Genomic DNA, 26,018 nt, shown 5'->3' on the forward strand with positions numbered 1-26,018 from the left:
TCACGGGTCCGGGAGGCCGAGCCTACTCACCAAGATCGACCACGGCGCGGGCCCCGGATGCGGCGGTGACCGCCCCGCGGACGGGACGGCCACCGCGCGGCCCGGTCAGCGGGCGACGATCGCGGTGCAGGTCAACGCCGGCACCGGGTTGGTGCCGGTCCAGCTGGCGAGGAACCCGAAGGTGGTGCTGGCCCCGGTGCCGAGGGCGGCGTTGTAGCCGGCGTCCCCGACCACCACGAGGGTGCCGTTCTGGGTGTACGTCCCGCCCCACAGCTGGGCGATCCGCTGCCCGTCGGCGAAGTTCCAGGCCACCGACCAGGCGCTGGTCGGCGAGCCGTTGTTGCGGACCGTCACCTCACCCTGGAAGCCGCCCGCCCACGAGTTGGTCACCCGGTACGTCGCCGTGCAGCCGCCGGCCGGGTTCGGCGTGGTCGGCGCCGGACTGGTCGGGGTCGGGCTCGGCGAGGTCGGCGTCGGGCTGGGTGACGTGGGCGTCGGGGTGGGCGTGGTCGGCGTCGGGCTGGGGGTGCCGCCGAGCCGGTCCGCCACCAGGATGCCCCGGCCGTTGGTGCCGAGGTAGACCCGGCCGTAGACCCGCGGATCGCCGGTCAGCGCCTCGCCGGCGTTGCCGTACTGGTGCTGGTCGTCGTTGATCCGCACCCAGCCGGCGCCGGCGTTGTCCGAGCGGTAGACCCCGGGCGTCCCGTCGACGGTGCCGATGGTGAACAGCGCCGGGTACCCCTGCCCGGGGGCCGCCTTGCCGAAGCCCACGTTCACCGCCGAGCTGACGTCGGCCAGCCTGGTGAAGCTCGCGCCGGAGTCGGTGGAGTGCCACAGCCCGCGTCGTCGCCCACCCAGTCCAGCAGCGGCGTCCAGGACTGGGTGGACTGCTCCCAGCGGTAGGCCCCACCGATGTCGGTGCGCGCGTAGATCAGGTTCTTCTCGGTCTGGTTGAAGATGATGCCGGGGACGAAGCCGCCGCCGTCGATCCGGACGTTCTTCCAGCTGTACGGCTCGGCCGCCGCGGCGGCGGCCGGGGTGGCGGGTGCGGCGGTGAACTGCACGGCGACGGCCGCCGCGGTGGCGGCCAGCGCGGCGGCGGCCACGCCGGCGAGACTTCTGCGCATGGGCGGTTCCTCTCGGTTGCCTGCGGGGTGCCGGCGGTCGACGGACGACCAGGCCGACGTCGGGTCGGGGAGCTGCCCGGGCTCCCCGTCGGCGTGCTGGCTCCCGCAGCCGAGGGACATTCACCCTAACCGTTGCCTCGCCAGATTTGGAAGCGCTCCCAAACAACTCGGTTCATTCGGTTCGGGTGAGGGCAGGTCACCCGGGGAGCGGCCACCATCGGAGCCGGCGCGGATCCGTGCCGGGCACCGCCGCGCCGCGAACCGATCCGGGAGGGAGTGCACCGATGGCCGCAGGGACGATCATGCGGACCGACCAGGACATCCAGTCCGACGTCCTCGACGAGCTGACCTGGGAGCCCCGGGTACGCCCCAACGAGATCGGGGTGACCGTCACCGAGGGGGTGGTGACGTTGACCGGCTGGGTGGACAGCTACGCCAAGAAGTGGGCCGCCGAGCGGGCCGCGCACCGGGTGTCCCGGGTACGGGCCGTCGCCAACGACCTCGCCGTGCGGATCGCCACCGCCGCCGAGAAGAGCGACCCGGAGATCGCCACCGCCGCCACCCGGGCCCTGGAGTGGGACGCGTTCGTGCCGGTCGAGGCGCTGGACGTGACGGTCACCGACGGCTGGGTCACCCTGCACGGCCAGGTCGAGTGGGAGTACCAGCGCCGGGCCGCCGAGCGGGCGGTCGGCCGGCTCACCGGCGTACGCGGGGTGAGCAACGGGATCACCGTCCGGCCCGGCACCCGCACCGACGCGCGGGACCTGGCCGAGCGGATCGTGGACGCGCTCGCCCGCAACGGCGCCACCGAGGTGGAGCGGATCAGCGTCCGAATCCACGGCGGCGACGAGGCGGTCCTGGAGGGCCTGGTCCGTTCGATCCCAGAACGCGAGGAGATCGAGCGGGTCGTCTGGTCGGCCCCGGGCATCCGGGAGGTGCACAACCACGTGGCCGTATCGCCATGAGGCGAATGACCCGGGCCGGGTGAGCCCGGCTCACCCCGTCGCGGACGAGGCTGGGAACCATGACTGATCCGAACGGGTTGATCACGCCCGGGCGCCGCGCGTCCGGGTACCCTCGGCCGGCGATCCCGGCCGGGCGGATCCTGCGGCGGCCGGAGGCGGATCGATGACGACGCCACTGCAGGTCACCAGCGCCCGGTTGCGCCTCCCGGTGACCGAGACGGACCACGCCCGGGGGCCGGCCGACGCGGCGGTCACCATCGTCGAGTACGGCGACTACCAGTGCCGGTTCTGCGGGGCCGCGTACGCGAACCTGGCCGAGGTGCTGCGCCAGCGCGGCGACACCGTCCGGCTGGTCTACCGGCACTTCCCCATCGCCAACGTCCATCCATACGCCGAGAGCGCGGCGGAGGCGGCCGAGGCCGCCGGCCGGCGGGGGCGGTTCTGGGAGATGCACGACTGGCTCTACCAGCACCAGGACCAGCTCGACCCGGTGCACCTGTCGCTCGGCGTCGAGCAGCTCGGGCTCCCGCCCGACGACGTGGACACGGAGGTGGGCGGGCAGGCCCACGCCGACCGGGTCCGGCGGGACTTCGTCGGCGGCATCCGCAGCGGGGTGACCGGCACCCCGACGCTCTTCGTCAACGATGTCCGCCACGAGGGCGGCTACGACGTCGCCGAACTGCTGGCCGCGGTCGACGCCGCCGCCACCCCCTGACAAGGGCGACGGAATTCACGGAACGAGTGCCCATTCCCGGCCGGGTGGGCACTCTCTCCGTGCACGAGGGCGCGTCAGATCAAGCGGAGTTCGCGGGCTCGGCGGACGGCCTCGCGGCGGCGGGTCGCATCGAGCTTGCGGTAGATGTTGCGGACGTGGGTCTTCACCGTGTTGACCGACAGCGACAGCTCGCTGGCGATCTCCACGTTGGACAGGATGCTCTGCAAATAGCGCAGGATGGTCAGCTCGCGCTCGGTGAGCGGCTCGTCCAGCGCGCGCTCCGGCCCACCCGGACGCTCCGGCGGCTCGACGGAGCGCCGCTCGTCCGCCCCACGTACCAGGTCGCTCACCGTCGCCCAGTGCGCCGTGCCCGAGTCCAGGTGGGCGGCGAGCAGGTCGCGTACGCCCGGCTCGGCGCGCGTGAAGACCCGCCGGTAGCCGTCCGGCTCGGCCAGGTCGAGCACCTGCTCCAGGACCCGCCCGGCCCGCCGGTCGTCGCCGCTGTCGTGGGCCAGGACCGCGTCGAGCACGCCGGCCGCGAGCCGGACCGGCAGCGGCCACGACTCCGCCTGCGGCCCGGACCAGTCGGGCAGCGCCCGCCCGGCCGCCCGCCGGTCCCCCGCCCGCAGCTCCACCCGGGCCAGTGCCACCCCCAGCGCCGCCACCTCCCCGCCGGACCCGGCGCCGTCGTCCGCCCGCTCCGACGGCAGCGCGTCGGCGGACCCCGCCTCGGTGGCAGCCCGCAGCGCGTCGCTGAGCAGGGCGCGGGCGCTGTCCACGTCGCCGACGGCGGCGCGGAGCTGTGCCTCGGCGGCGGTCAGCGCGGCGGTCAACTCCCGGCCGGGCGACACCTCCCGGGCCTCGGCGAGGATCCGCAGGGCGGCGGCCGGCTCGCCGTCCGCGGCCAGCAGCTCGGCCCGGCAGAGCGCGGCCAGCGCGGCCGCGCCCGGCGCCGTGGTGGCCGGTCCCGCGAGCGTCAGGTTCGCCGCCGCCTCCGCCGGTTCGTCGCGGTGCCACGCCACCAGGGCCAGCGCGAGGTACGCGTGCCCGCAGTCCAGCCGGCACGACCAGCCCTGGCAGGGCGGCATCGCCAGCGCCTCCCGCGCGGTCCGTTCGGCTGCCCGCAACCCGCCCCGGGCCGCCGTCAGCAGCGCGGACCGGCTGGCGCAAACCAGCTCCGTACGCGGCCGTCCCGCCCGCCGGGCCGCGTCCAGCGCCGCGGTAAACCGCTCGGCGGCGACCGGCAACTCCCCCTCGGCCAGCCCCACCAGCCCGAGCGCGGTGCCGGCCACCGCCCCGGCGTCGGCGTCCTCACCGGCCCCGGCCCGCGGGTCGTCCCCGGGGCCGACGGCGGTACGGGTGGCGAGCAGCCGGGCGGCGGCCCGGCGTACCTCGGCGTGGTCACCGGCGAGCCGGGCCAGGGTCAGCTCCAGTGCGGTGGCCAACCGCCGGAACCGGTCCCGGCGCGGTTCGGGCAACGCACCCGCCTGGTCCACGGCGCGCCGCAGGTACCCGGCCGCCGCATCGACGTCACCGTCGTACGCCCGCTCGGCGGCGCAGGCCAGCGCCAGCTCCGGGTCCCGGCGTACCGCCTCGGCGGGCGGCTCGGGCGGCGCCGGGGCGGCCGGCCGGTCCCGGTCGTACGGGGCCAGCTCCGGCCACCGGGCGATCAGCAGCTCGGTGGCCCGGTTCCACTCGCCCGCGGCCAGCGCGTGCCGCAGCGCCTCGGCCGGCCGGTCGTGGTCCCCGTACCAGCCGGCGGCGCGCAGGTGCAGGTCTCGCAGCTCCTCTGCGGGGAGCCGGCCCAGTTCGTCGCGGAGCAGGTCGGCCAGCAGTGGATGGCACCGGTACCAGGGCGGGCTACCCCCGTCGTGCTGGAGGAAGCCGCCCACCCGGGACAGGTCGGCGAGCACCTGCCCGGCGTCGCTCCGCCCGGTCACCGCCTCGGCCAGGTCGGCGCACACGGCGGTGGCGATCGCAGTGCGCCGCAGCACGTCCCGGGCGGCCGGGTGCAGCGGGGCGAGCACCTCGTCGCGCAGGTACCCGGCGACGTCCGGCTGGTCACCGGTGAACCGCTCGACCGCCCGGGCCGGATCGGCCTGGGCGCGCAACGCGAGCGCGGCGAAGCGCAGCCCGGCCGGCCAGCCACCGGTCCGCTCGTGGAGCCGGGGCACCGCCGCGGCGGGCAGCGGCACCCCGTGCGCGACCAGCAGGTCGGCCACCTCCTCGGCGGTGAAGGCCAGCTCGTCCGGGCCGACCTCGGTCAGCTCCCCGGCCAACCGCCACCGGTGCAGGGCCAGCGGCGGGTCGAACCGCGCGCCGACCACCAGCCGCAGCCGCCCCTCGGCGTGCCGCAGCAGGAACTCCAGCCCGGTCAGCGCGCCGGGGTCGGTGATCCGGTGCAGATCGTCCAGGACCAGCCGCACCGGGCGTTCCCGGGCGGCGAGCGCCGCGGCGAGCAGTTCGAGCTGGTCCGGGCGGGGCGGGCGGTCCGGCACCGGCGGCTGTGGACCCTCGTCCGGGACGCCCTCCGCGGCGGCCCGCAACGCGGCCGCCAGGTACGACCAGAGCCGCGTCCCGGTGTCGCCCTCCTCCACGGTCACCCAGGCCGTCGGCGGCTCGTCGCCGACCGCCCGCGCCCACGAGGCGAGCAGGGTGGTCTTGCCCCAGCCGGCCGGCCCGGAGACCAGGGTCACCGGCGCCGCGACCCCCTGCGCCAGCCGGTCCAGCAACCGGGGCCGGACCAGCACCGGCTCGGGCAGGGCGGCCGGGGCGAGCCGGGAGGCCAGCAGCGGCGGGAGGGCAGCCGGGTCCGCGCCGGTCACCGGCCCGGCGCCCCGGGACGGCGCCGGGCCCGCCGGCACCGTGACGTCCCCCGGCGTCTCGGCGACCTCGACGTGGTCAGCCTCCTCCGGCATGCGGCCCCTCCCCCGTCGCGTCCGCTCCCCCGGTCGGTGCGGGCAGCGGTTACCCGGCCCGGACCGGTTCACCCCTTCGGGGCGAACCCGCTTCACCCGCCCCGGCCGCACGCTCGAGACACGCGGGCGGCCGGCCGCGCGTGACCGGCCGCCCGACGACCCGCGACGACGGGAGGGGCCCGTGGCACGGATGGGACGGCTGGCCGGTGGCGGGAGCAAGGTGGCGAGGGCCGCGCGCACGCTGGTCGTACGCCGGCGGGAGCGCTGGCCGCACGCGGCCGGCACCGACCCACGGCCCGGGCGCTGGCAGGTGGTGACCGTGGCCGGCCGGCCCGAGGAGGTGCTGCCGCGCGGCCGGTGGCCGGAGCCGCTGCGCCGGCTCTACGGCGCCGTGGAGCTGTACGCCCGCCCGGCGCCCGGCGGGCGCGGCACCGAGCTGGCCGCCCGGCTGCTCGGCAACGCGCCGGGCCTGCGCGGGATGGTCGCCCACCTGGTCGGCGACGATCCCGGCCGGTTCATCCGGCAGGCCCTGCGGGAGGCCAAGCAGCTCGCGGAGACCGGTGAGGTGCTGCGGGCGGACCGCTCGCGCTGGGACCGCCCCGGGGTGCCCGGGTGAGGGCCCTCTGCTGGGAGGGCCCCAACGCGCTGGCGGTCCGCGAGGTCCCCGACCCGGAGCTGCGCAACGCCCACGACATGATCGTCCGGGTACGACGGAGCGCGACCTGCGGCGCGGACCTGCCGCTGCTCGCCGGGCGGATCCCGTACCTGGCCGCCGGGGACGTGCTCGGGCACGAGTTCCTCGGCGACGTGGTCGAGGTCGGGCCGGAGGTGCGCCGACACCGGGTCGCCGACCGGGTGGTGGTGTGCGCCGGGATCGCCTGCGGGGCCTGCTGGTTCTGCCGGCAGGGGCTCTTCGCCTGCTGCGACAACGGCACCACCGGCGCGTCGGCGGCCGAGTCGGCCTGGGGCCAGCCCACCGGCGGCTGCTACGGCCACCCCGGCCCGCTGGGTGGCTTCGCCGGCAGCCACGCCGAGTACGTGCGGGTGCCGTACGCCGACGTCGGGGCGTTCGCCGTGCCGGAGGCGGTCAGCGACGACCGGGCGGTCTTCGCCTCGGACGCCGCGCCGACCGGCTGGCTGGGCGCCGAGCTGGGCGAGGTGCGGCCGGGTGACGTGGTGGCGGTGTGGGGCGCGGGAGCGGTCGGCCAGCTCACCGCCGGGGCGGCGCTGCTACACGGCGCGGACCGGGTCGTCGTGGTGGACGACCACGACGACCGGCTGCGGATGGTGGAGCAGCACGTCGGCGCGGAACCGCTCAACTACCGCTTCGTGGACGTCCTCGCCGAGCTGCGGGAACGCAGCGGCGGCCGGGGCCCGGACGTGTGCGTGGAGGCGGTCGGCATGGCGGCCGAGCCGCCGGGGCTGCTCGCCGGCCGGCTCGGTGGCGGCGCGGAGCGGTCGCTGGCGTTGCGCGAGGCGGTGCACGCCTGCCGCAAGGCCGGCACGGTGGTGGTGCTCGGCACCTGGACCGGGGTCGTCGACACGTTCCCGCTCGGCGCGGTGATGCAGAAGGGGCTGACCGTCCGCAGCGCCCGGCAGCACGGGCAGCGCTGGATCCCGATGCTGCTGGACCGGATGGCCCGCGACGAGCTGCGAACCGAGCACCTGGCCACCCATCGGTTGCCGCTGGAGCGCGCCGCGGACGGCTACGCGCTGTTCCGCGAGCGTGCCGACGGCTGCGTCCGGGCGGTCTTCTCCCCGTGAGCCGGACGGCGGCGGATGGCACACTCGGCGGATGCGCGACGACCGGCCGTACGACCTCGTCCTCTTCGGCGCCACCGGGTTCACCGGCGGGCTGACCGCCGAGTATCTGGCCCGGCACGCCCCGTCGGGGCTGCGGTGGGCGCTGGCCGGCCGCAACCCGGGCAAGCTGGCCGCGGTACGGGACCGGCTGGCCGCGATCGACGCAGGCCTGGCCGAGCTGCCGCTGCTGACCGCCGACGCCACCGACCCGGCGTCGCTACGCGCCGTCGCGGAGCGCGGCCGGGTCGTCGCCACCACCGTCGGCCCGTACATCCACCACGGGGAGCCGCTGGTCGCGGCGTGCGCCGCCGCCGGCACCGACTACGTCGACATCACCGGCGAGCCGGAGTTCGTCGACCTGATGTACGTCCGGTACCACGCCGAGGCGGTGCGCACCGGCGCCCGCCTGGTGCACGCCTGCGGCTTCGACTCGACCCCGCACGACCTGGGCGCCTGGTTCACCGTCAGACAGCTCGCCACGGACGGGCCGGTCGCCGTGGACGGCTTCGTCCGGGCCGGCGGGCGCTTCTCCGCCGGGACGTACCACTCGGCGCTGACCGCGCTGTCCCGCACCGGGGAGACGAGCCGGGCGGCGCGGGCGCGCAAGGCGGTCGAACCCCGGCCGGCGGGGCGTCGGGTCCGCGCCGTACCGGGGAAGGTGGGCCGGTCGGCCGAGGTCGGCATGTGGGCGGTACCGCTGCCCACCATCGACCCGCAGATCGTCCGCCGGTCGGCCGCCGCCCGCCCGGAGTACGGCCCGGACTTCCGCTACCGCCACTTCGCCGCCGTGAAGCGGCTGCCCACCGTCCTCGCCGCCGGGGTGGGCCTGGCCGGCCTGCTCGGGCTGGTGAAGCTGCCACCGACCCGGCGCTGGCTGCTCGGCCGGCTCTCCTCCGGGCAGGGGCCGAGCGCCGAGCAGCGGGCGAAGTCCTGGTTCCGGGTCCGGTTCGTCGGCACCGGCGGCGGCCGGACGGTGCACACCGAGGTGGCCGGCGGCGACCCGGGGTACGACGAGACCGCGAAGATGCTCGCCGAGTCGGCCCTGTGCCTGGCGTTCGACGACCTGCCGCCCACCGCCGGGCAGGTGACCACGGTGACCGCGATGGGCGACGCCCTGCTGGACCGGCTGTCCCGCGCCGGCATCACCTTCCGCGTACTGGAGCGGTGAGACTTGACCCTCGAGCGGGTTGAGGGCCCAGGATCCGGCGGCGTGGAGAGTGAACTGCGCAGCATCGGCGAGCTGGCCCGGACCAGCGGCCTCACGGTGAGCGCGCTGCGGTTCTACGACCGGTCCGGCGTGCTGGTCCCGGCGCTGGTCGACCCGGCCACCGGCTACCGCTGGTACAGCGACGACCAGATCGCGCCGGCCCGGCTGGTCGCGGGGCTGCGCCGGGTGGGGATGCCGCTGGCCGGGATCGCCGACGCGCTGCGGCACCGGCACGAGCCGGCGCTGGTCCACCGGCTGCTGGACGCGCACCTGCGGCGGCTGGAGGACGGCCTCGCCGACGCCCGCCGTGAGCTCTCCCGGATCCGTACCCTGATCGATCCCGAGGAGATCCCCATGACCACCCGTCTCGTGCTGCCCCGCGCCGACCTGGCCGCCGCCGTCGATGCCGTCCGGTTCGCCGTCGGCAGCGACCCGGACCTGCCGGTGCTGTCCGCCGTGCTGCTGGAGGTGGAGGCGGACGGCGTACGGCTGGTCGCCACCGACCGGCACCGGCTGGCCGTGGCCCGGGCGGGCGGAAAGGTCGACGGTCCGGAGGTCCGGGCGCTGCTCCCGGCGGACGCGGTCGACGAATTGCGCACGCTGCTCGACACCGGCGTCGGGATCACCCCGGAGGCGCACCTCACCGTCGCCGCGGACCGGGTCGAAGTCTCCGTCGCCGGCCGCGCGATGGCCGCCGCGGCGCTGCCGTACGACTTCCCGGACTACCGCCGGCTGCTGCACGGCCAGGTCGGCGGCGCGCCCGCGTACCGGATCCCGGTCGACGTGGTCGCGCTGCGCGGCGCGCTCACCGCCGACGACGTCCCACTGCTGCTCCGCGAGTACGCCGGGGTAGCCGTCGAGGTGACCGTGCTCGGTTTGGACGACCGGGGCGGGCTGCGCGTGGTCCGGCCGGACGAGGCGGCGGACCCGGCCGCGGTGCGCGTCGGGGTGAACCGGGAGTACCTGCTCGACGCCCTGGACGCCGGGGACCGCGGTCAGCTCGTGCTGGAGCTGGACGGCCCGATCGCCCCGCTGGCCGTACGCCGCCCGGACGACGCGGACGCGTTCTCCATCCTCATGCCGATCCGGCTCTGACCGCCCCTTGATCCGCCCGGCACCACGCCCGAACGTCGACCCGCACGCCGCTCACTCTGGGTGATTCTGCCTCCACCACCGCACCACCCTCGCTCCCGCCTTTGCTCTGCAGCCATCGGCGCAGCAGGCACCCAGCGTTGCCCGCTGCGTCCCTGGCTGCAGAGCAAAGGAGCGGGCGGGGTGGGTCGGGGCGCGCGGCGTCTCCCGGAAGATGACCAGGTCACGCGGCTTTCGGAGCGAAGGAGCGCCCAAACGGCTGGTCCCGGCGGTCGGCGCCTGTCACGCACCGTCACGCCGACGGCCGGCAGCCGCCGGATCACTCACCGCCACCAACCGGGCGTCGGCCAGCCACCGACGCCGCAGCGGCCGCGGCGGGTCGATCCCGACCGGCGCCGCCCGGCCCGGGCCGGCCGCACGGGGGCGCGACGGTAGCATCTGGGGGTCCCACCTGACTGCCTGGACGGAGGCGTACGGAGCAGCATGCTCGACATGGAGTTGATCCGGAAGGATCGCGAGGCGGTGGCGACCGCGCTGGCGAAGCGTCTGGATCCCGCCGAGGTCAACCGGGCGCTGGACGAGATCCAGCGGCTCGACCAGGAACGCCGCGCCCTGATCAGCGAGATCGACGCCGAGCGGCAGCGCCGCAAGGCGGAGGCGCGGGCGTACGCGCAGGCGAAGCGGGCCGGCAAGGAGCCGGAGCCGGTTGCGCCGGAGGCCGAGCGCAAGCAGCTCGCCGAGCTGGAGTCCCAGCTGGACGAGGTGCAGTCCCGGCTGCGCGAGCGGATGAGCGAGCTGCCCAACCTGCCCGCCGACGACGTCGTCCCCGGCGGCAAGGAGGCCAACCGGGTCGTCAAGACCTTCGGCGAGCCGCCGGCGATCGAGCAGGTCCGGGACCACGTCGAGCTGTCCCGGGCGCTGGGCCTAGTCGACCACGAGCGGGGCGTGAAGCTCGGCGGCTCCGGCTTCTGGATGTACACCGGCATGGGCGCCCGGCTGGAGTGGGCGCTGCTCAACTGGCTGATCGACCAGGACATCCAGGCCGGGTACGAGTTCCTGCTCCCGCCGCACCTGCTGCTGGACAGCGCCGGGTTCGCCGCCGGCCAGTTCCCCAAGTTCTACGACGACGTCTACCACCTGGACAAGCAGTCCGCCCCGCGCGGCCAGTTCCTGTTGCCCACGGCCGAGACGGCGATCCTCGGGGCGTTCCAGGACGAGATCCTGGACACCGCGAAGCTGCCGCTGAAGGCGTTCGCCTACACCCCGTGCTACCGCCGGGAGGCCGCCGGCTCGCACTCCGACGAGCGCGGCACGGTCCGTGGCCACCAGTTCAACAAGGTGGAGATCTTCCAGTTCACCCTGCCCGAGCAGGCGGACACCGCGCTGACGGAGATGGTCGCCCACGTGGAGAGCCTGGTCGAGAAGCTCGGGCTGCACTACCAGACCAGCCTGCTCGCGGCCGGCGACGCGAGCGCCGCGATGAAGAAGACCTTCGACGTCGAGGTCTGGATGCCGAGCACCGGCAAGTACAAGGAGGTGTCGTCGGTTTCCTGGGGCGGTGACTACCAGGCCCGCCGGGCGGCCATCCGCTACCGGGAGCCGGGCGGCAAGCAGACCCGGTTCGTGCACACGCTCAACGGCTCGGCGCTGGCCACCAGCCGGCTCTTCCCGGCCATCCTGGAGCAGTTCCAGCAGCCCGACGGCTCGGTGCTGGTGCCCGAGGTGCTCCGCGACCGGCTCGGCACCGACCGCCTCACCCCGGTCCGCTGACCCGCTGGCGACCGGCGGCGGGGGTCGGGCCCACCGACCTCCGCCGCCGCAACCCGAGTACGCCGTGACCTCCGCGTCGGCTACTCGGCCTTCACCAGGCGCAGCGCGAGTTCCGGGCAGACCTTGACCGCTCCTCGACGGCGTGCGTGGCACGATTCGCAACGACGTATGTCCATACGTTGACAGGTCTTGCAACACGCTTGTAACCTTGCCGAAAATTTCAGGCCGAGCCTGCAAGGTGACGGCATCGGCCTCCTCCCCCGCACCCCTCAGGAGTCCCGATGCATCGACGCCGATGCCGGCAACGACGGCTCCAGCCCGGCGCGTCTGACGCCGCGCCGCGATCTGGCACCGTCGCGGCGGCCCTCGCCCTCGGCCTGACCGCCGGCCTGCTCGTCCCGGCCGGCCCGGCCGCACCCCCGGCCACTGCGGCCACCCCCGGCAGCAAGAAGGTCATCGTCCAGCTCTTCGAGTGGAACTGGAACTCGGTGGCCAACGAGTGCACCACCGTGCTCGGCCCCAAGGGCTACGGCTACGTTCAGGTCTCCCCGCCGCAGGAACACGTCCGCGGCAATCAGTGGTGGGTCGCCTACCAGCCGGTGAGCTACCGGATCGAGTCCCGCAAGGGCACCCGCGCCGAGTTCCAGGCGATGGTGAACACCTGCCACAACGCCGGCGTGAAGGTGCTCGTCGACGCCGTCGTCAACCACATGTCCGGCCAGGACAACGGCGGCACCGGCTGGGCCGGCACCACGTACGGCCACTACAGCTACCCGGTCAACTACGGCTCGCAGGACTTCCACTACTGCGGCCGCAACGGCAACAACGACATCGTCAACTACAACGACCGGTACGAGGTGCAGAACTGCGAGCTGGTCAACCTGGCCGACCTCAAGACCGAGTCGGACTACGTGCGCACCCGGCTGGCCACGTACCTGAACGACCTGCTCTCGCTCGGCGTGGACGGGTTCCGGCTGGACGCCAGCAAGCACATGCCGGCCGCCGACATCGCCGCGATCAAGAGCAAGCTCTCCCGCTCGGCGTATCTCGTGCAGGAGGTCATCTACGGCGCCGGGGAGCCGATCCAGCCGACCGAGTACACCGGCAACGGCGACGTGCACGAGTTCCGGTACGGCAAGGACCTGGCCCGGATGTTCAACAGCGAGCGGCTGGCGTACCTGCGGAACTTCGGCGAGTCGTGGGGCTACCTGCCCGGCAGCCAGGCGGTGGTCTTCACCGACAACCACGACACCCAGCGCGACGGCGGCGTGCTGACCTACCGGGACCGGGGCGAGTACGCCCTGGCCAACGCCTTCATGCTGGCCTGGCCGTACGGCACCCCGGCGGTGATGTCCAGCTTCACATACAGCAACCGGGACCAGGGCCCGCCCTCGGACGCCGGCAACAAGACCCTCAACACCACCTGCTACTCGGGCTGGGAGTGCGAGCACCGCTGGCGGGTCATCGCCAACATGGTCGCCTTCAACAACGCCACCCAGGGCGCCGGCGTCGCCAACTGGTACGACAACGGCTGGCAGCACATCGCGTTCAGCCGGGCCGGCAAGGGCTATCTCACCGTCAACGACGAGGATTTCGCGATCACCGGTCGCTCGTACTACGCGGGCCTGCCGGCCGGCCGCTACTGCGACGTCATCCACGGCGACTTCAGCAACGGCTCATGCAGCGGGCCGGTGATCACGGTGGACGGCAACGGCTGGTTCGCCGCCGACATCCCCGCCCACGACGCGGTCGCCATCCACGTCGGGGCGAAGCTGCCCTGACCGTCGCCACCCGCGGCGCCGACCCGCGACGCCGACCCGCCACCCGCGACGTCGACCCGCCACCCGCGACGCCGACCCGCCGGTCCGCGCCGCACCGGAGTCCCCCGCACCGCCATTCGCGGAGCGGGGGACTTCTGTCCATTAAAGTCGGGTTCATGCTGCTTCGTCGACTCACCTCGCGCTGGACCCTCGGCTGGCTGCTCGCCGCGCTCGGCGTACCGCTGCTGCTGGTGACCGCGCTGCTGGTCGGGTACGCGCTCACCGGCAGCCCGGCCCCCACGCCGGCCGGCGCGCCGGGCGGCGTCGCGCCGGTCGACACTCCGACGGAGCCGCCCGCCCCGACCCGGACGGCGGCGGAGTCCGTGCCGCCGGCGGCGCCCGCTCCGGCCGATCTGCCGGTGGTCACGTACGAGCCGGCCCCCGTCGGGTTCCCGGCCGACCCCGGCACGGGCGACCTCCGGCCGCTGAGCGAGGGGCTGACGCCGAGCCGGCGGGTCGCCGCGTACGACGCGCTCGGTGGCCGGCCGCTGGCCTTCCTCGCCCCCACCATCAGCGGCGTCCCGCTGACCACGCCGATCGTCGAGCGCCGGGCCGGCTGGACCGCCGTGCTGCTCCCCTCGGCGAACCGCCGGATCGCCTGGCTGCCGGCCGGCGGCTGGACCACCGTCGGGCTGCCCGACCAGCTTGTCGTGGAACGCAGCTCGCACCGGCTCACCTGGTACCGGAACGGCCGGGTGGTCCGCTCCTGGGCGGTCAGCCTCGGCAAGCCCGGCCAGTCCACCCCGCTCGGCCGCACCTTCATCCTCGGCCGCACGCCCCCGCCCCAGTCGGTCTACGGCAAAGTCGACATCTTCGCCCTCGGCGCGATCCCCGACGACCCCGACGCGGTGCCGACCGGGCTACGCGGCGCCCACATCGGACTGCACAGCTGGTACACCGACGCGACGCTCGGCAAGGACGTCACCAACGGCTGCATCCGGTTGACCCGCAGCGGCCAGCGTCAGCTCCTCGCCGAACTGCCCGCCGGCACCAGCGTCGTGGTGGTCGACCAGCTCGCCACCCCGCCACCGGCCGCCTGAGCCGGCTCACTCGCCGAGCAGCCAGCCGTTCTCCTCGGCGACCCGCACCGCGTCGGCCCGGTTGCGGGCGCCGGTCTTGCCGATCGCCGCGGAGAGGTGGTTGCGGACCGTCCCCTCGGACAGGTGCAGCGTCGCCGCCAGCTCCGCCACCGTGCCGCCGCCCCGGGCGGTCCGCAGCACCTCGGTCTCCCGCTCGGTCAGCGGGCTCGGCCCGGTGGCGAGGGTCTCCGCGGCCAGGGTCGGGTCGACCACCCGCAGGCCGGCGTGCACCCGGCGCACCGCGTCGGCGAGCTGCCGGGCCGGGGTGTCCTTGACCACGAAGCCGTTCGCGCCCGCCTCCATCGCCCGGCGCAGGTAGCCGGGCCGGCCGAAGGTGGTCACCACCAGCACCCGGCAGCCGGGCACCGCCGCCCGCAGCGCGGCGGTGGCGGCGATCCCGTCCAGGCCGGGCATCTCCACGTCGAGCAGGGCCACGTCGGGTCGGGTACGCCGGGCCTCCGCGACCACCTCGTCGCCCCGGCCCACCTCGGCGACGACCGTCAGGTCCGGCTCCAGCGACAGCAGCGCGGCCAGCGCGCCCCGGACCAGCGCCTGGTCGTCGGCGAGCAGCAGCTTGATCGGCTCGGTCATTCGCGCGTCCTCCGCACCCGGGCCCGGCCGCCACCCGTCGCAACCCGGTCGTCCATCGCGAACCCGCCGCCCATCAGGACTCCGCCGGCAGGGCGACCCGCAGCAGGAAGCCGCGTCCGCCGGGGCGACGGCCAACCGTGACCGTGGCGTCCAGTCGCCGTGCCCGCTCGCGCAGCCCGACCAGCCCGTGCCCGGCCGCGCCGGGCTCCCGGACCGGCCCCCGGCCGTCGTCGCGGACCTCCACGGCCGAGCCGTCCACCCGGACCTCGCACCGCCGCGCGCCGCTGTGCCGGACCACGTTCGTCACCCCCTCGCGTACGGTCCAGCCGAACAGTTCGTCCCGCTCCGCCGGCAGCGCCGGCACCGTCTCCGGCAGCTCCGCGACGATGCCCGCGGCGGCGAGCGCCGAACGGGCGCCGGCCAGCTCCGTCGTCAGGCGCACCTCGCGGTACGCCCCGACGGTGCCCCGCACGTCCGCGAGGGCCTGCCGGGCCAGCCGCTCCACGTCGGCGATCTCGGCGGCGGCCCGGGCCGGATCCAGCTCCAGCAGCCGCCCGGCCAGCTCCGCCTTGACCGTCACCACGGTCAGCGAGTGGCCGAGGATGTCGTGCAGGTCGCGGGCTGTGCGGGCCCGCTCCTCGGCCACCGCGAGCCGGCGGATCTCCTGCTGGGCGGCCTGGAGTTCGGCGTTGCGCTGGGCCAGCCGACTCACCCCGAACATGGCGAACGAGGCGAGCAGGACGGCGAACGCCACAGTGTTCTCGGCCTCCCAACCGGGCACCAGGGCGGCCGTGACCGGCGGGGTCACCGCGGCGAGGAGGACCACCACGACCGCCTCGCGCGTCGGCAGCAGGAACACCGCCGCCGCCGCGACGAAGACGAGTGTGGTGAGCCAGTCTCCCGAGGTGCCGGGGATGCCGGCCAGCCCGAGCCCGAGCAGCAGCGCCAGGGCCGCCCAGGCCCGGCCGCGCGGGACGCCCAGGTGCGCCTGCCGACGGTTCCGCGCCCACTGGAAGACGCACACGTAGCTCACGCCGAAGGCGACCAGGGTGGACGCGCCCAGCACCCGACGCCAGACCTCGGGCTGGTGCAGGGCGGTGAGCAGCGGGATGTTGAGGAAGAAGAGCCAGACGGCGGCAAGCAGCCAGCCGGTGACCCGCCAGTGGGTCCTCGGCTGGCTGCGTTCCGACGGCAGGTTCACGACGAACACGCTAACCTCCGCCCTGGGGACGGGTCAGACGCGGCTGGTGTCGCGGCGGAACAGCCGGGCCGCGCCGAGGCCGAACACCGCCGTCCAGGCGACCAGGTTGGCGACCGACGCCCAGTCCAGGCCGTCCCCGGTCAGCGGAGCCCGAGCGAGCTGACCGACGCCGTACACCGGGGTGAACTTGGCGATCTCCTGGAAAGCGTGCGGCAGCATCTCGAGCGGGACGAAGAGCCCGCCGAACATGGCCAGGATGGCCAGGACCGGACCCATGAACTGCATGACGTTCTCGGCCGGGGCGAGGTAGCCGACGAAGAGCCCGAAGGCGGCGAAGACCAGCGAACCCGCCCAGGCGGCCAGCCCGGAGAGCAGCCAGATGTCGGCCGGCAGGCGGACGCCGGCGACGGCACCGACCGCGAACTCGACCAGCACGCCGGCCAGGCCGAGCACCATCGCGGTGGCCACCTTGATCGCCACGTACGCGGCCGGGCGCAGCGGGGTGAGCCGGAGCTGGCGGCTCCAGCCCAGCGCCCGCTCGGTGGCGACCGCCGCTCCCGCGCTGGTGGTGGCGACCATGGCCGCGTACACGGCGAGACTGATCATGATCCAGCCGGTGACCGGGCGGCCGTTGGGCAGCTCCTCGCCGCGCTGGGGCAGCCCGAACAGCAGGAAGAAGACCGCCGGCATGACCAGTGTGAACATCAGCGTACGGCGGTTGCGCAGCACGCGGCGGATCTCGATGCCGAGCACGGCGGTGGAGAACCCGCCCAGGGCAGGCGGACGGCGGTCGACGGGCCGGGCCGGCGTGGTGGTGGACGAGGCGGCGACGGTCATCTCAGGCTCCGATGGGCTGCGCGGAATCGGCGGTCAGGGTGTCGGCGGCGCGGGTGTCGGTGGTGAGGGCGAGGAAAGCGTCCTCGAGGTTGCGGGAGGTGATCTCGAGGTCCCGCGCGGCGGTGCGGGTGAGCAGGTGCCGGGCGACGGTGTCCGAGTCGTCGGTCCGCACCAGCACCGCGTCACCGCGTACCTCGACCGCCTGGACGCCGGGGAGCGCGGCGAGCGCGGCCTGGTCGGCGCCGGGGAGGGTGGCCCGGACGATCCGGCCGGCGGCCAGGTTCTTGATCTCGGCGGTGGTGCCGTCGGCGACCACCCGGCCCTGCCGGACCAGCACGATCCGGTCCGCGTACGCGTCGGCCTCGTCGAGGTAGTGGGTGGCGAAGATGATGGTCCGCCCGTTCCGGGCGTCGGCCCGGATGGCCTGCCAGAAGTCCCGCCGCCCCTCGACGTCCATCCCGGTGGTCGGCTCGTCGAGCACCATCAGGTCGGGATCCGGCAGCAGCGCCAGGGCGAAGCGCAGCCGCTGCTGCTGGCCGCCGGAGCACTTGCCCACCGCACGGTCGGCGATGCCGGCGATGCCGGCCCGCTCGAGCACCTCCGCCACCGGACGGGGCTGCGCGTGGAAGTGCGCGGTCAGCCGTACCGTCTCGGCGACGGTGAGGTCCTTGAGCAGGCCGCCGGTCTGCATCACGGCGGCGACCCGGCCGAGCCGGATGGCGTCGGACGGCGTGCCGCCGAAGACCCGGACGGTGCCGGCGTCCGGGCGGGCCAGCCCGAGCAGCATGTCCACGGTGGTGGTCTTGCCGGCGCCGTTGGGGCCGAGGAAGGCCACCACCTCGCCCGGCTCGACGCGGAGGCTGAGCCCGTCGACGGCGGTCACCGGGCCGAAGGTCTTGGTGAGTCCGGCCAGCTCGACGGCCGGTGGAATGTCGGTCATGACAACGATGCTCCGGGGAACGGCTGGGCCGTCCCCGGAGCGTCCGTCATCTTCCACCCGTGACATTTGTCAGGGCGGTGGACAGCGGTCAGTGCGCGCCGCCCTCGCGGGCCCGGCGCGGCAGCAGGAACGCGCCGACGAAGGTGACCACCAGCAGGCCCAGCTCCGCGCCCAGGGTGATCTCCACGGCCGGCTGGACGCCGTGGTCGAGACCGCTGAAGAAGACCGTGCCCAGCACGGCGACGCCGAGCGCCCCGCCGAGTTGCTGGACGGCGGTGAGCGTCCCCGAGGCCGAGCCGGTCTCGGACTCCGCCACCCCGGAGAGCACGATGTCGAAGAACGGCGCCATCACCAGCCCCATGCCGAAGCCGACGGCCAGCAGGGCGGGTGCCATCCGCCACGGGCCGACCGTGCTGCCGGTCGCGGCCAGGGTGAGCAGCAGGCCGGCGACCCCCGCGACGACCACGGCGAGGCCGACGTGGATCAGCCGCCGGCCCAGGCGCTGGGCGAGGCCGGCGCCGGCGAGCACGAAGGCGACCACCATGCCGAGCGCCTGGGGGACGCCGGCCAGCCCGGCGCGCAGCGGCGACCAGCCCAGCCCGACCTGGAGGTAGAGGCTGAAGACCAGCGAGAAACCGGTCAGTGCGGTGAAGAAGGCGAGGCCGGCGACCAGGCCGCCGGTGAACGCGCGGCGGTGGAACAGTGCCGGCACCACGAGGGGGTCCCGGCCGGACCGCGCGCGCCGCACCTCGTACCAGGCGAAGAGGGCGAAGACGGCGACCGCGCCGGCCATCATGGCGAAGGTCCACGCCGGCCAGTCCCGCTCCCGGCCCTGGACCAGCGGGTAGACCAGCAGGAACGCGGCGAGTGAGACCAGCCCGACGCCGGGCAGGTCGAGCCGGCTGGCGCGGCTGGCGCGGGACTCCGGCAGGAACCGCAGCGCGCCGGCGGCGGCGAGCAGGCCGAGCGGCACGTTGATCAGGAAGATGGCCCGCCAGCCGGTGCCGGCGAGGTCGGCGTCGACCAGCCAGCCGGCGAGGATCGGGCCGCCGACCGCCGAGATCCCCATCACCGGGCCGAACGCGCCGAAGGCGGCGGCGAGCTGGTGCGGCGGGAACATTTCCTTGATCAGACCGAGGCCCTGCGGCAGTAGCAGCGCCCCGAAGAGCCCCTGCGCGACCCGGGCGCCGATCAGGGTGCCCGGGGTGCCGGACAGGGCACACAGCGCGGAGGCGGCGGTGAAGCCGAGCACCCCGAGCAGGAACATCCGGCGGCGGCCGTACAGGTCGCCGAGGCGGCCGCCGGTGACCAGACCGACGGCCATGGCCAGGGTGTAGCCGGCGCCGAGCCACTGGATCAGGCTGGTCGACCCGCCCAGGTCGGCGCGGATCGCCGGGCCGGCGAGGTTGGTGACGAGGGCGTCGAGGAGGTCCATCACCTCGGCGGCGAGGATCACCGCCAGGGCTGCCCAGCGCCAGCGGTGACCGGTCTCCGCCGGCCCGGCGCGGTCGGGCGCGAGGGTCATGGCCTGATGCGACATCGATACTCCCACAACGAGCGAACGCCGTTCGTTGACGAACAGTGTTCTATCAACGAACGGTGTTCGCGGCAAGTACGATGTTCGGGTCCCCCCGGATCTGGAGGTCATCCGTGAGCGAACCGCCCAGCCCGCCCTGGCGTACCCGCCCCAGGACCCGCCCCGCGAAGCAGCCGCTGAGCCAGGGCGCGGTCGTCGACGCCGCGCTCGCGGTGATCAACCGGGAGGGGCTGGGCGGGCTGAGCATGCGGCGGGTGGCCCAGGAGCTCGGCACCGGCCCGGCCTCGCTCTACGCCCACGTCTCCGGCAAGGAGGAGCTGCTCGAGTTGCTCGTCGACCGGGCCAGCGCCGACATCTCCGTACCGGCGCCGGACCCCGAGCGGTGGGCGGAGCAGATCGGGGACGTGGCCCGGCAGGCGTACCGGGTCTACGCCACCCACACCAACCTGGCCCTCGCCTCGCTGGCCACCATCCCCAGCGGCCCGAACGCGCTGCGCGTCACCGAGGGCATGCTCGCCATCCTGCTCGCCGGCGGCGTGCCGCCCCCGCAGGCCGCCTGGTTCCTCGACCGGCTCTTCCTGTACATCGCCGGGGACGCCTACGAGGGCGCCCTGTACGCGGAGAAGATCCGCGCGTCCGGGCAGGACCCGGCGACCTACTGGAATCGGTTTTCCGCCCAGTTGCGGAGCTACTACCTGAGCCTGCCCGCGGAGTCGTACCCGAACATCCACCGGCACGTGGACGAGCTGCTGGCCGGCGGCGGCGACGAGCGCTTCGCCTTCGGCCTGGACCTGCTGATCCGCGGCGTCGCCGGGCATGTCCGGACCGGTGACTGACCGCCGCCGGGCCGGGTAACCGCCGGGCCGGGCAACCGCGACACCGGGAGGTCACCATGGCGGCACCGACGGGACGGGTCGACACGATCGTGCTGATCCACGGGCTCTGGATGACCGCTCGCAGTTGGGAACACTGGGCCGACCGGTACCGGGCCCGCGGCTTCCGCGTGCTCACGCCGGCGTGGCCCGGCATGGAGGGCGAGGTCGAGGAGCTGCGGGCCGACCCCGCCCCGATCGCCGGGCAGCGGATCGCCGACATCACCGACCACTACGCCCGGATCGTCCGGGACCAGCCCCGGCCGCCGATCATCATGGGGCACTCGTTCGGCGGCCTGATCACGCAACTGCTGCTCGACCGCAAGCTCGGCGCCGCCGGGGTCGCCCTGCATCCCGCCCCGGTCAAGGGCGTGCTCCGGCTGCCGCTCAACACGCTGCGCTCAGCGTTCTCCATCCTGCGCAGCCCCGCGAACCGAAACCGCGCGGTGCCGTTCACCAGGGAGGACTTCCGGTTCGCCTTCGGCAACACGCTGAGCCCGGAGGACTCGGACCGGGCCTGGGAGCGGTACGCCGTACCCGGCGCCGGCCGCGTCCTGTTCGAGGCGGCGTTCGCCAACCTGGACCCGGACGCGGTCACCGAGGTGGACAAGAGGCGGGAGAACCGCCCCCCGCTGCTGCTGACGGCCGGGGGCGCCGACCACGTGGTGCCGCCGTCGGTGGTCGTCGCCAACGTCAACCTCTACCGGGGCTCGACCGCGCTCACCGGATTCCGCTGCAACCCCCACCGGTCGCACTTCGTCGGCGGCGAGCCGGGCTGGGAGGAGGAGGCCGACTACGCGCTGGAGTGGGCGGTCGAGGCGGCCAACCAGTTCTCGCCGACCGTGGTCAGCGAGGCTCCCCCGCACTGAGCTCAACAACCTCGGGACGTCCCCTGCTGGCATAGGTGCTCTCGTCAGGGGTATGACCGAGCCATGAGGGCGAGCTTCCGGCTTGGCCGGATCGCGGGTGTACCGATCGGGGTCAACTGGAGCGTCCTGGTCATCTTCGTGCTGATCGCCTGGGCGCTGTCGGCCAGTCTGTTCCCGCGCTCCTACCCCGGCCATTCGGCCTTCGCGTACTGGCTGGCGGGGCTGGCCGCGGCGGTGGTCTTCTTCCTCGGCCTGCTCGCGCACGAGGTGGCGCACGCGGTGATCGCCAAGCGCAACGGGATCGAGGTCGAGGACATCACGCTCTGGCTCTTCGGCGGGGTGTCCAAGCTGAAGGGCGAGGCCCGGGACCCCGGTGCCGAACTGCGGATCGCCGGGGTCGGGCCACTGGTCAGCCTGCTGATCGGCATCTTCTTCGGGGTGATCGCGTTGCTCGTGTCGCTCGCCACCGGGCGCGGCCTGCTGGTCGGCGCGCTGTCCTGGCTGGCCGGCATCAACGTGCTGCTGGCGATCTTCAACGTGCTGCCGGCCGCGCCGCTCGACGGCGGACGGCTGTTGCGTGCGGTGGTGTGGCGAGCCACCGGCGACCGGACGAAGGCGTCGGTGGTGGCCGCCCGGGCCGGCTGGGGGCTCGGCATCGTGCTGATCGCCGTCGGGATCTGGCAGTTCTTCCGGGGCGCCGGGGTGGGCGGGCTCTGGCTGGCGCTGATCGGCTGGTTCCTGATCGGGGCCGCCGGAGCAGAGGAGCGCCAGGCCCGGATGGGCAGCGCCCTGCGCGGGGTACGCGTCGCCGACGTGATGACCCCGCAACCGCAGACCGCCTCCGGGGAGATGACCGTCGCGGACTTCGTGGACCACTACCTCTTCGCATACCGGCACTCGGCGCTGCCGCTGACCGAGGACGGCCACCCGGTCGGCCTGGTGACCCTCGACCGGGTCCGGGGCATCCCGGCCGACCGCCGCGAGTCGACCACCCTGGGCGAGGTGTCCTGCCGGGCCGGGGAACTGGTGCTCGCCTCCCCGGACGAGCAGCTCACCGACCTGCTCCCCCGGCTCAACCAGTGCGCCGACGGCCGGGCCCTGGTGGTGTCCGACCAGCGGCTGGTCGGCATCGTCTCGCCCAGCGACATCAGCCGGGCCGTGCAGCGCGGCAGCATGCGCGAGCAGATGACCGGTGGGCGCGCCGGCTGAAACCAGCGCTGGAGACCGTCGGGCGGTCAGCCCGGGCCAGCTGGCCGCGACTCAGGCGAGCCGATAGCCGACACCGGGGGTCGTCGCGATGACCGGCGGTTCGCCCAGCTTGCGGCGCAGCCGCCCGATTGTCACCGTCACCGTGTTGGTGAACGGGTCGGCGTGCTCGTCCCAGACCTGCTCCAGCAGTTGCTCGGCGCTGAGGAAGCCCGGGCTCGCCGACATCAGCGCGTGCAGCAGGGCGAACTCCTTCACCGAGAGATCCAGTTGCCGGTCGTTGCGGGCGGCGGTCCGGCGCACCGGGTCGAGCTCGATCCCGGCTGCGCGCAGGATCCGCGGACGCGCGTCCGGCTTGCGGCGGGCGAGTGCCTGGATGCGCAGGATCAGCTCCGGAAAGTGGAATGGCTTGGCGAGATAGTCGTCCGCGCCGAGCGCCAGGCCGCTGACCCGGTCGCCGGGAGTTCCGGCCGCGGTCAGCATCAGCACCATCGGCCGGTCCGGCCGTTCGGTGATCATCTGGCACAGCACGTCGCCGGGCAGACCGGGCAGATCGCGGTCCAGGACCACCACGTGGTAGGCCGTGAGGTCGACCTTGGCGGCGGCGGACAACCCGTCGTACGCGAGGTCGACGGCCATCCCCTGATCGCGCAGGCCCTCGGCGACCACCTCGGCCAGCGACCGCGCGTCCTCGACGACCAGGATTCTCATGCCGTCGCCTTGACGGGAAGCGCGACGAACGGCAGCGCGATCGAGACCCGCAGGCCGCCGTGCGGCCGAGCGCGCAGGTCGAGCCGTCCGCCGTGGGCCGCTGCGATCGCCGCCACGATGGACAGCCCGAGCCCGGCCCCGTGCTCGGACCCGGTGCGGTCGGCCCCGAGCCGCTGGAACGGCTGCGCCAGCCGGTCCACGTCCCGCTGGTCGAGCACGCCCCCGCCGGTCTGCACGACCAGCCGGACCGCACCGCCCTCCCGCGAGGTCGCCACGCGGACCCAGCCACCCGCCTCGTTGTGCGCCACGGCGTTGTCCACGACGTTCTCCACCAACCGGGACAGCAGCGCGGCATCTCCCCGGGTGGTGCCCACGCCGCGCGGCAGGTCCCCGGTCACGCTCAGCCGTTTCGCACTGATCTCGGTGGCCCGGTCGGCCAGCGCCTGCGCGACCAGTTCGGCCACGTCGACGTGGGCCGAGTCGCCCAGTGTGCCGTGCTGCGCCCGGGCCAGCACCAGCAGGCCGTCGAGCAGCCGATCCATCCGATCCACCTGCGTACGCAGCCGGTCCGCCAGCGCAACGGTCTGCCCCGCCGCGTCGGGCTTGGCGACCGCGACGTCCAGCGACGCCCGGATCGTCGCCAACGGCGTACGCAGCTCGTGTGAGGCGTTGGCGGCGAACCTGCGTTGCGCGGCGAACGACGTCTCCAGCCGTTCCAGCAGCCCGTCGATGGTGTCGGCCAGGTCCTTCACCTCGTCCGTCGGGCCGCTGACGGCCAGCCGCTGGTCGAGACTGTCGGCCGAGATGTGCCGGGTCGCCGCGGTGATCAGGCGCAGCGGGCGCAACACCCGCCGGGCCAACGCCCGGCCGGCCAGCAGGGAGACCGCAGCCAGCACGACCAGCGCCAGCAGCGAGCCGACGAGCATCTGCCGGGAGTGCTGCGCGTTCACCTCGGCCAACTGGGCTTGCAGGTCGTGGATGCGCTGCCGGGCCTCGGTCAGGCTGCCGTTGGCGGGCGGATTCTGGCCGGGTACGGGCGCGACGCTGGTCACCTTGCCGCCGGAGAACAGGTAGGCCAGGACCAGCAGCCCGACACCGGACATCAGGAACACGACCCCGTACAAGAGCGTGAATCGCAGTCCCACTGTCCCGTTGCGCAGCCTGACCATTGCCCCAGCATGCCCGGCCGCGCCTAACAGCGGTATGACGGACGGGGTTCGGGCCGGGTTAGGCCCGCACCCGTACAACCACGGCATGTTGCGCAGAGAACTCCTCCACCGAGAGTGGAGATCCTTCCGTCGCCCGGGCCGGCTGATCGCCCTGGCGGCCGCTGCCCTCGCCGTGATCACCCTCGGCCTGCTCGCCGCCCTGGGCAACCACTCGTCCTGTGCTGGGCCGTGCCCCACCACGCCGACCGCCGCGGACGGTTCGGTCGTCAGCGACCGGTTCTGGTTCCTCCACCGCGACCTCGGTCGCGACGGGGCCATCACCGTGCGGATGACCTCGATGACCGGCACGATCACCTATCCGCCGCCCGACCACGACCAGATCGTCTCCGGCCTGGTGCCGTGGGCGAAGGCCGGGATCATCGTCAAGGACGGCCTCCGGCAGGGCTCCGCCTACGCGGCGCTCATGATGACCGGCAGGCACGGCGTACGGATGCAGTACGACTACCGGCACGACATCGCCGGAAGCACCGACACCGTTTCGCCGCAGTCCCCGCGGTGGCTACGCCTGACCCGGTCCGGCGACACCATCACGGGCGCCGAGTCGGCCGACGGCCAGCAGTGGCACACCGTCGGGACGGCGACGCTGAGCGGCCTTCCGGACACCGTGCAGGTCGGGATCTTCGCCAGCTCCCCGGGCGACCTCACGTTGCGCCGGGTCGGCCTGGGCGGCGCCGTCGAGGAGGTCCGCTTCACGCAGGCCACCGGGGTCTTCGACCAGGTCAGCCTGGCGGGCGCGGCCGGTGGCGGGTGGCGCAGCGAGGCGGTCGGCGAGATGAACCACACCGACTGGGAGAAGTACCACAACGCGTCCGGCGCGATCGAGAAGGACGGGGTGTTCACGGTGAGCGGGACCGGCGACATCGGCCCGGACAGCGGCGAGGACGCCCGCACCGCCGAGAGCACGCTACCCGGTCTGGTGATCGCGCTGATCATCGTGCTCGTCGTCGCCGCCCGATTCGGTGCAAGGCCAGGTTCGCCGCCGTCAACCGGCCGGGTCGTAGCCGCCGGAGCGGTCGTCGTCGGCGCCGCGAGCCTCATCACCGGGCTCGTCGCCGTCGGCGTGGTCCTGCCGGTCGGCACCGCGATCCTGCGGGGCAACGGCATCCCCGTGCAGCCGGTCTCCCTGCTGACCGGTGCGCGGGTCGTCGTCGGGGTCGCGGCAGCGCTCGCGCTCTGCGGCATGCTCGCCTACGGACTCGGCGTCCTGCTGCGGCGCCGCTGGGCAGCCGTCCTCGCCGCGCTGGCCCTCGTCGCCCTGCCCTACGCGGCGACCGCGGTCCCGCTGCTACCCGACGCCGTGGCGCAATGGCTGCTGCGGCTCACCCCGGCCGCGGGCTTCGCCGTCCGGCAGACGGTGGTGGAGTATCCCCAGGTGCTCGCCCACTACGCGCCGTCCGCCGGGTACTACCCGCTCCCCGGCTGGGCCGCCTTCGCGGTGCTGTGCGCGTATGCGCTGGCCGTGCTGTGGCCGGCCGTGGGCCGTCAGCCGCCCGGCCAGCCGGCGGACTGGAGATAGCGCGGGCGGGAGG

General features: G+C 74.5%; 23 protein-coding genes. 13 read left to right on the top strand and 10 right to left on the bottom strand.

The annotated features are described in order from the left end of the window. Positions 1-105: 105 nt before the first annotated feature. Together ACFYM6_RS05370 and ACFYM6_RS05375 are read right to left on the bottom strand one after the other, a co-directional pair. A complete protein-coding gene (locus ACFYM6_RS05370; RefSeq protein ID WP_387272469.1) occupies positions 106-777 on the bottom strand; it encodes a cellulose binding domain-containing protein in 672 nt (223 codons plus the stop codon). After that, the gene (locus tag ACFYM6_RS05375; protein ID WP_387272471.1) at positions 774-1,127 is read right to left on the bottom strand and encodes a hypothetical protein; all 354 of its coding nucleotides are present in this window, start codon (positions 1,125-1,127) and stop codon (positions 774-776) included. Before ACFYM6_RS05375 ends, ACFYM6_RS05370 begins: the two co-directional genes overlap by 4 nt. Positions 1,128-1,411: 284 nt before the next feature. Here ACFYM6_RS05375 and ACFYM6_RS05380 point away from each other — a divergent pair, with 284 nt between their 5' ends. Beyond that, entirely contained in the window at positions 1,412-2,092 is a 681-nt protein-coding gene (locus tag ACFYM6_RS05380; protein ID WP_387272473.1) for a BON domain-containing protein, read from the top strand. A 163-nt stretch (positions 2,093-2,255) separates the two neighbouring features. Then, positions 2,256-2,807 (top strand): DsbA family protein, encoded by a 552-nt coding sequence (locus tag ACFYM6_RS05385; RefSeq protein WP_387272475.1) that lies wholly within the window; start codon positions 2,256-2,258, stop codon positions 2,805-2,807. Positions 2,808-2,881: 74 nt separating this feature from the next. Here ACFYM6_RS05385 and ACFYM6_RS05390 read toward each other — a convergent pair whose 3' ends face one another. Beyond that, positions 2,882-5,725, bottom strand: a complete 2,844-nt coding sequence (locus tag ACFYM6_RS05390) for a LuxR C-terminal-related transcriptional regulator (RefSeq protein ID WP_387272477.1) — start codon at positions 5,723-5,725, stop codon at positions 2,882-2,884. A 190-nt stretch (positions 5,726-5,915) separates the two neighbouring features. Here ACFYM6_RS05390 and ACFYM6_RS05395 point away from each other — a divergent pair, with 190 nt between their 5' ends. The 7 genes from ACFYM6_RS05395 (at position 5,916) to ACFYM6_RS05425 (ending at position 14,457) form a co-directional block, all read left to right on the top strand. Next, on the top strand, positions 5,916-6,341 hold the full coding sequence (locus ACFYM6_RS05395) for a hypothetical protein (protein ID WP_387272806.1): 426 nt from the start codon (positions 5,916-5,918) through the stop codon (positions 6,339-6,341). Further along, positions 6,338-7,489, top strand: coding sequence for an alcohol dehydrogenase catalytic domain-containing protein (locus ACFYM6_RS05400; RefSeq protein WP_387272478.1), 1,152 nt, complete (start codon positions 6,338-6,340; stop codon positions 7,487-7,489). Before ACFYM6_RS05395 ends, ACFYM6_RS05400 begins: the two co-directional genes overlap by 4 nt. Positions 7,490-7,520: 31 nt before the next feature. Next, positions 7,521-8,696: a saccharopine dehydrogenase family protein gene (locus ACFYM6_RS05405; protein WP_387272480.1), complete on the top strand. Its 1,176-nt coding sequence runs from the start codon at positions 7,521-7,523 to the stop codon at positions 8,694-8,696. A 54-nt stretch (positions 8,697-8,750) separates the two neighbouring features. Further along, a complete protein-coding gene (locus ACFYM6_RS05410; RefSeq protein WP_387272808.1) occupies positions 8,751-9,830 on the top strand; it encodes a MerR family transcriptional regulator in 1,080 nt (359 codons plus the stop codon). A 480-nt stretch (positions 9,831-10,310) separates the two neighbouring features. Then, a complete protein-coding gene (gene serS / locus ACFYM6_RS05415; protein WP_387272482.1) occupies positions 10,311-11,597 on the top strand; it encodes a serine--tRNA ligase in 1,287 nt (428 codons plus the stop codon). A gap of 281 nt (positions 11,598-11,878) precedes the next feature. Then, positions 11,879-13,378, top strand: coding sequence for an alpha-amylase family protein (locus ACFYM6_RS05420; protein ID WP_387272484.1), 1,500 nt, complete (start codon positions 11,879-11,881; stop codon positions 13,376-13,378). A 155-nt stretch (positions 13,379-13,533) separates the two neighbouring features. Further along, entirely contained in the window at positions 13,534-14,457 is a 924-nt protein-coding gene (locus ACFYM6_RS05425) for a L,D-transpeptidase (RefSeq protein WP_387272485.1), read from the top strand. Positions 14,458-14,463: 6 nt separating this feature from the next. Here the strand turns inward: ACFYM6_RS05425 and ACFYM6_RS05430 are convergent, their stop codons facing one another. The 5 genes from ACFYM6_RS05430 to ACFYM6_RS05450 all read right to left on the bottom strand — a co-directional run bounded on the left by ACFYM6_RS05430 (position 14,464) and on the right by ACFYM6_RS05450 (position 19,605). Beyond that, entirely contained in the window at positions 14,464-15,087 is a 624-nt protein-coding gene (locus ACFYM6_RS05430) for a response regulator (RefSeq protein ID WP_387272487.1), read from the bottom strand. A gap of 73 nt (positions 15,088-15,160) precedes the next feature. Continuing rightward, on the bottom strand, positions 15,161-16,288 hold the full coding sequence (locus tag ACFYM6_RS05435; protein WP_387272489.1) for a sensor histidine kinase: 1,128 nt from the start codon (positions 16,286-16,288) through the stop codon (positions 15,161-15,163). A 33-nt stretch (positions 16,289-16,321) separates the two neighbouring features. Beyond that, positions 16,322-17,125 carry an ABC transporter permease gene (locus ACFYM6_RS05440; RefSeq protein WP_387272491.1) on the bottom strand — a complete coding sequence of 268 codons (804 nt, stop codon included), beginning with the start codon at positions 17,123-17,125 and terminating at the stop codon, positions 16,322-16,324. Position 17,126: 1 nt separating this feature from the next. After that, positions 17,127-18,065 (bottom strand): ABC transporter ATP-binding protein, encoded by a 939-nt coding sequence (locus ACFYM6_RS05445; RefSeq protein WP_387272493.1) that lies wholly within the window; start codon positions 18,063-18,065, stop codon positions 17,127-17,129. 88 nt (positions 18,066-18,153) lie between these two features. Next, a complete protein-coding gene (locus tag ACFYM6_RS05450) occupies positions 18,154-19,605 on the bottom strand; it encodes an MFS transporter (RefSeq protein ID WP_387272495.1) in 1,452 nt (483 codons plus the stop codon). A gap of 110 nt (positions 19,606-19,715) precedes the next feature. Between ACFYM6_RS05450 and ACFYM6_RS05455 the strand changes: the two genes are divergently transcribed. The 3 genes from ACFYM6_RS05455 to ACFYM6_RS05465 all read left to right on the top strand — a co-directional run bounded on the left by ACFYM6_RS05455 (position 19,716) and on the right by ACFYM6_RS05465 (position 22,552). Next, positions 19,716-20,438: a TetR/AcrR family transcriptional regulator gene (locus tag ACFYM6_RS05455; protein WP_387272497.1), complete on the top strand. Its 723-nt coding sequence runs from the start codon at positions 19,716-19,718 to the stop codon at positions 20,436-20,438. A 56-nt stretch (positions 20,439-20,494) separates the two neighbouring features. Next, positions 20,495-21,343 (top strand): alpha/beta hydrolase, encoded by an 849-nt coding sequence (locus ACFYM6_RS05460; RefSeq protein WP_387272499.1) that lies wholly within the window; start codon positions 20,495-20,497, stop codon positions 21,341-21,343. A 63-nt stretch (positions 21,344-21,406) separates the two neighbouring features. Further along, positions 21,407-22,552: a site-2 protease family protein gene (locus tag ACFYM6_RS05465; protein WP_387272501.1), complete on the top strand. Its 1,146-nt coding sequence runs from the start codon at positions 21,407-21,409 to the stop codon at positions 22,550-22,552. A gap of 51 nt (positions 22,553-22,603) precedes the next feature. On the opposite strand, the gene ACFYM6_RS05470 is transcribed toward ACFYM6_RS05465, so the two are convergent. Next, positions 22,604-23,260, bottom strand: a complete 657-nt coding sequence (locus tag ACFYM6_RS05470) for a response regulator transcription factor (RefSeq protein WP_387272503.1) — start codon at positions 23,258-23,260, stop codon at positions 22,604-22,606. Beyond that, positions 23,257-24,429: a sensor histidine kinase gene (locus ACFYM6_RS05475; protein WP_387272504.1), complete on the bottom strand. Its 1,173-nt coding sequence runs from the start codon at positions 24,427-24,429 to the stop codon at positions 23,257-23,259. The genes ACFYM6_RS05470 and ACFYM6_RS05475 overlap by 4 nt, the downstream gene beginning before the upstream one ends. A gap of 85 nt (positions 24,430-24,514) precedes the next feature. On the opposite strand from ACFYM6_RS05475, the gene ACFYM6_RS05480 reads away from it, so the two are divergent. Beyond that, positions 24,515-26,005 (top strand): hypothetical protein, encoded by a 1,491-nt coding sequence (locus ACFYM6_RS05480; protein WP_387272506.1) that lies wholly within the window; start codon positions 24,515-24,517, stop codon positions 26,003-26,005. Positions 26,006-26,018: the final 13 nt, after the last annotated feature.

Source organism: Micromonospora sp. NPDC006431 (assembly GCF_042870725.1).
Taxonomy (GTDB): domain Bacteria; phylum Actinomycetota; class Actinomycetes; order Mycobacteriales; family Micromonosporaceae; genus Micromonospora.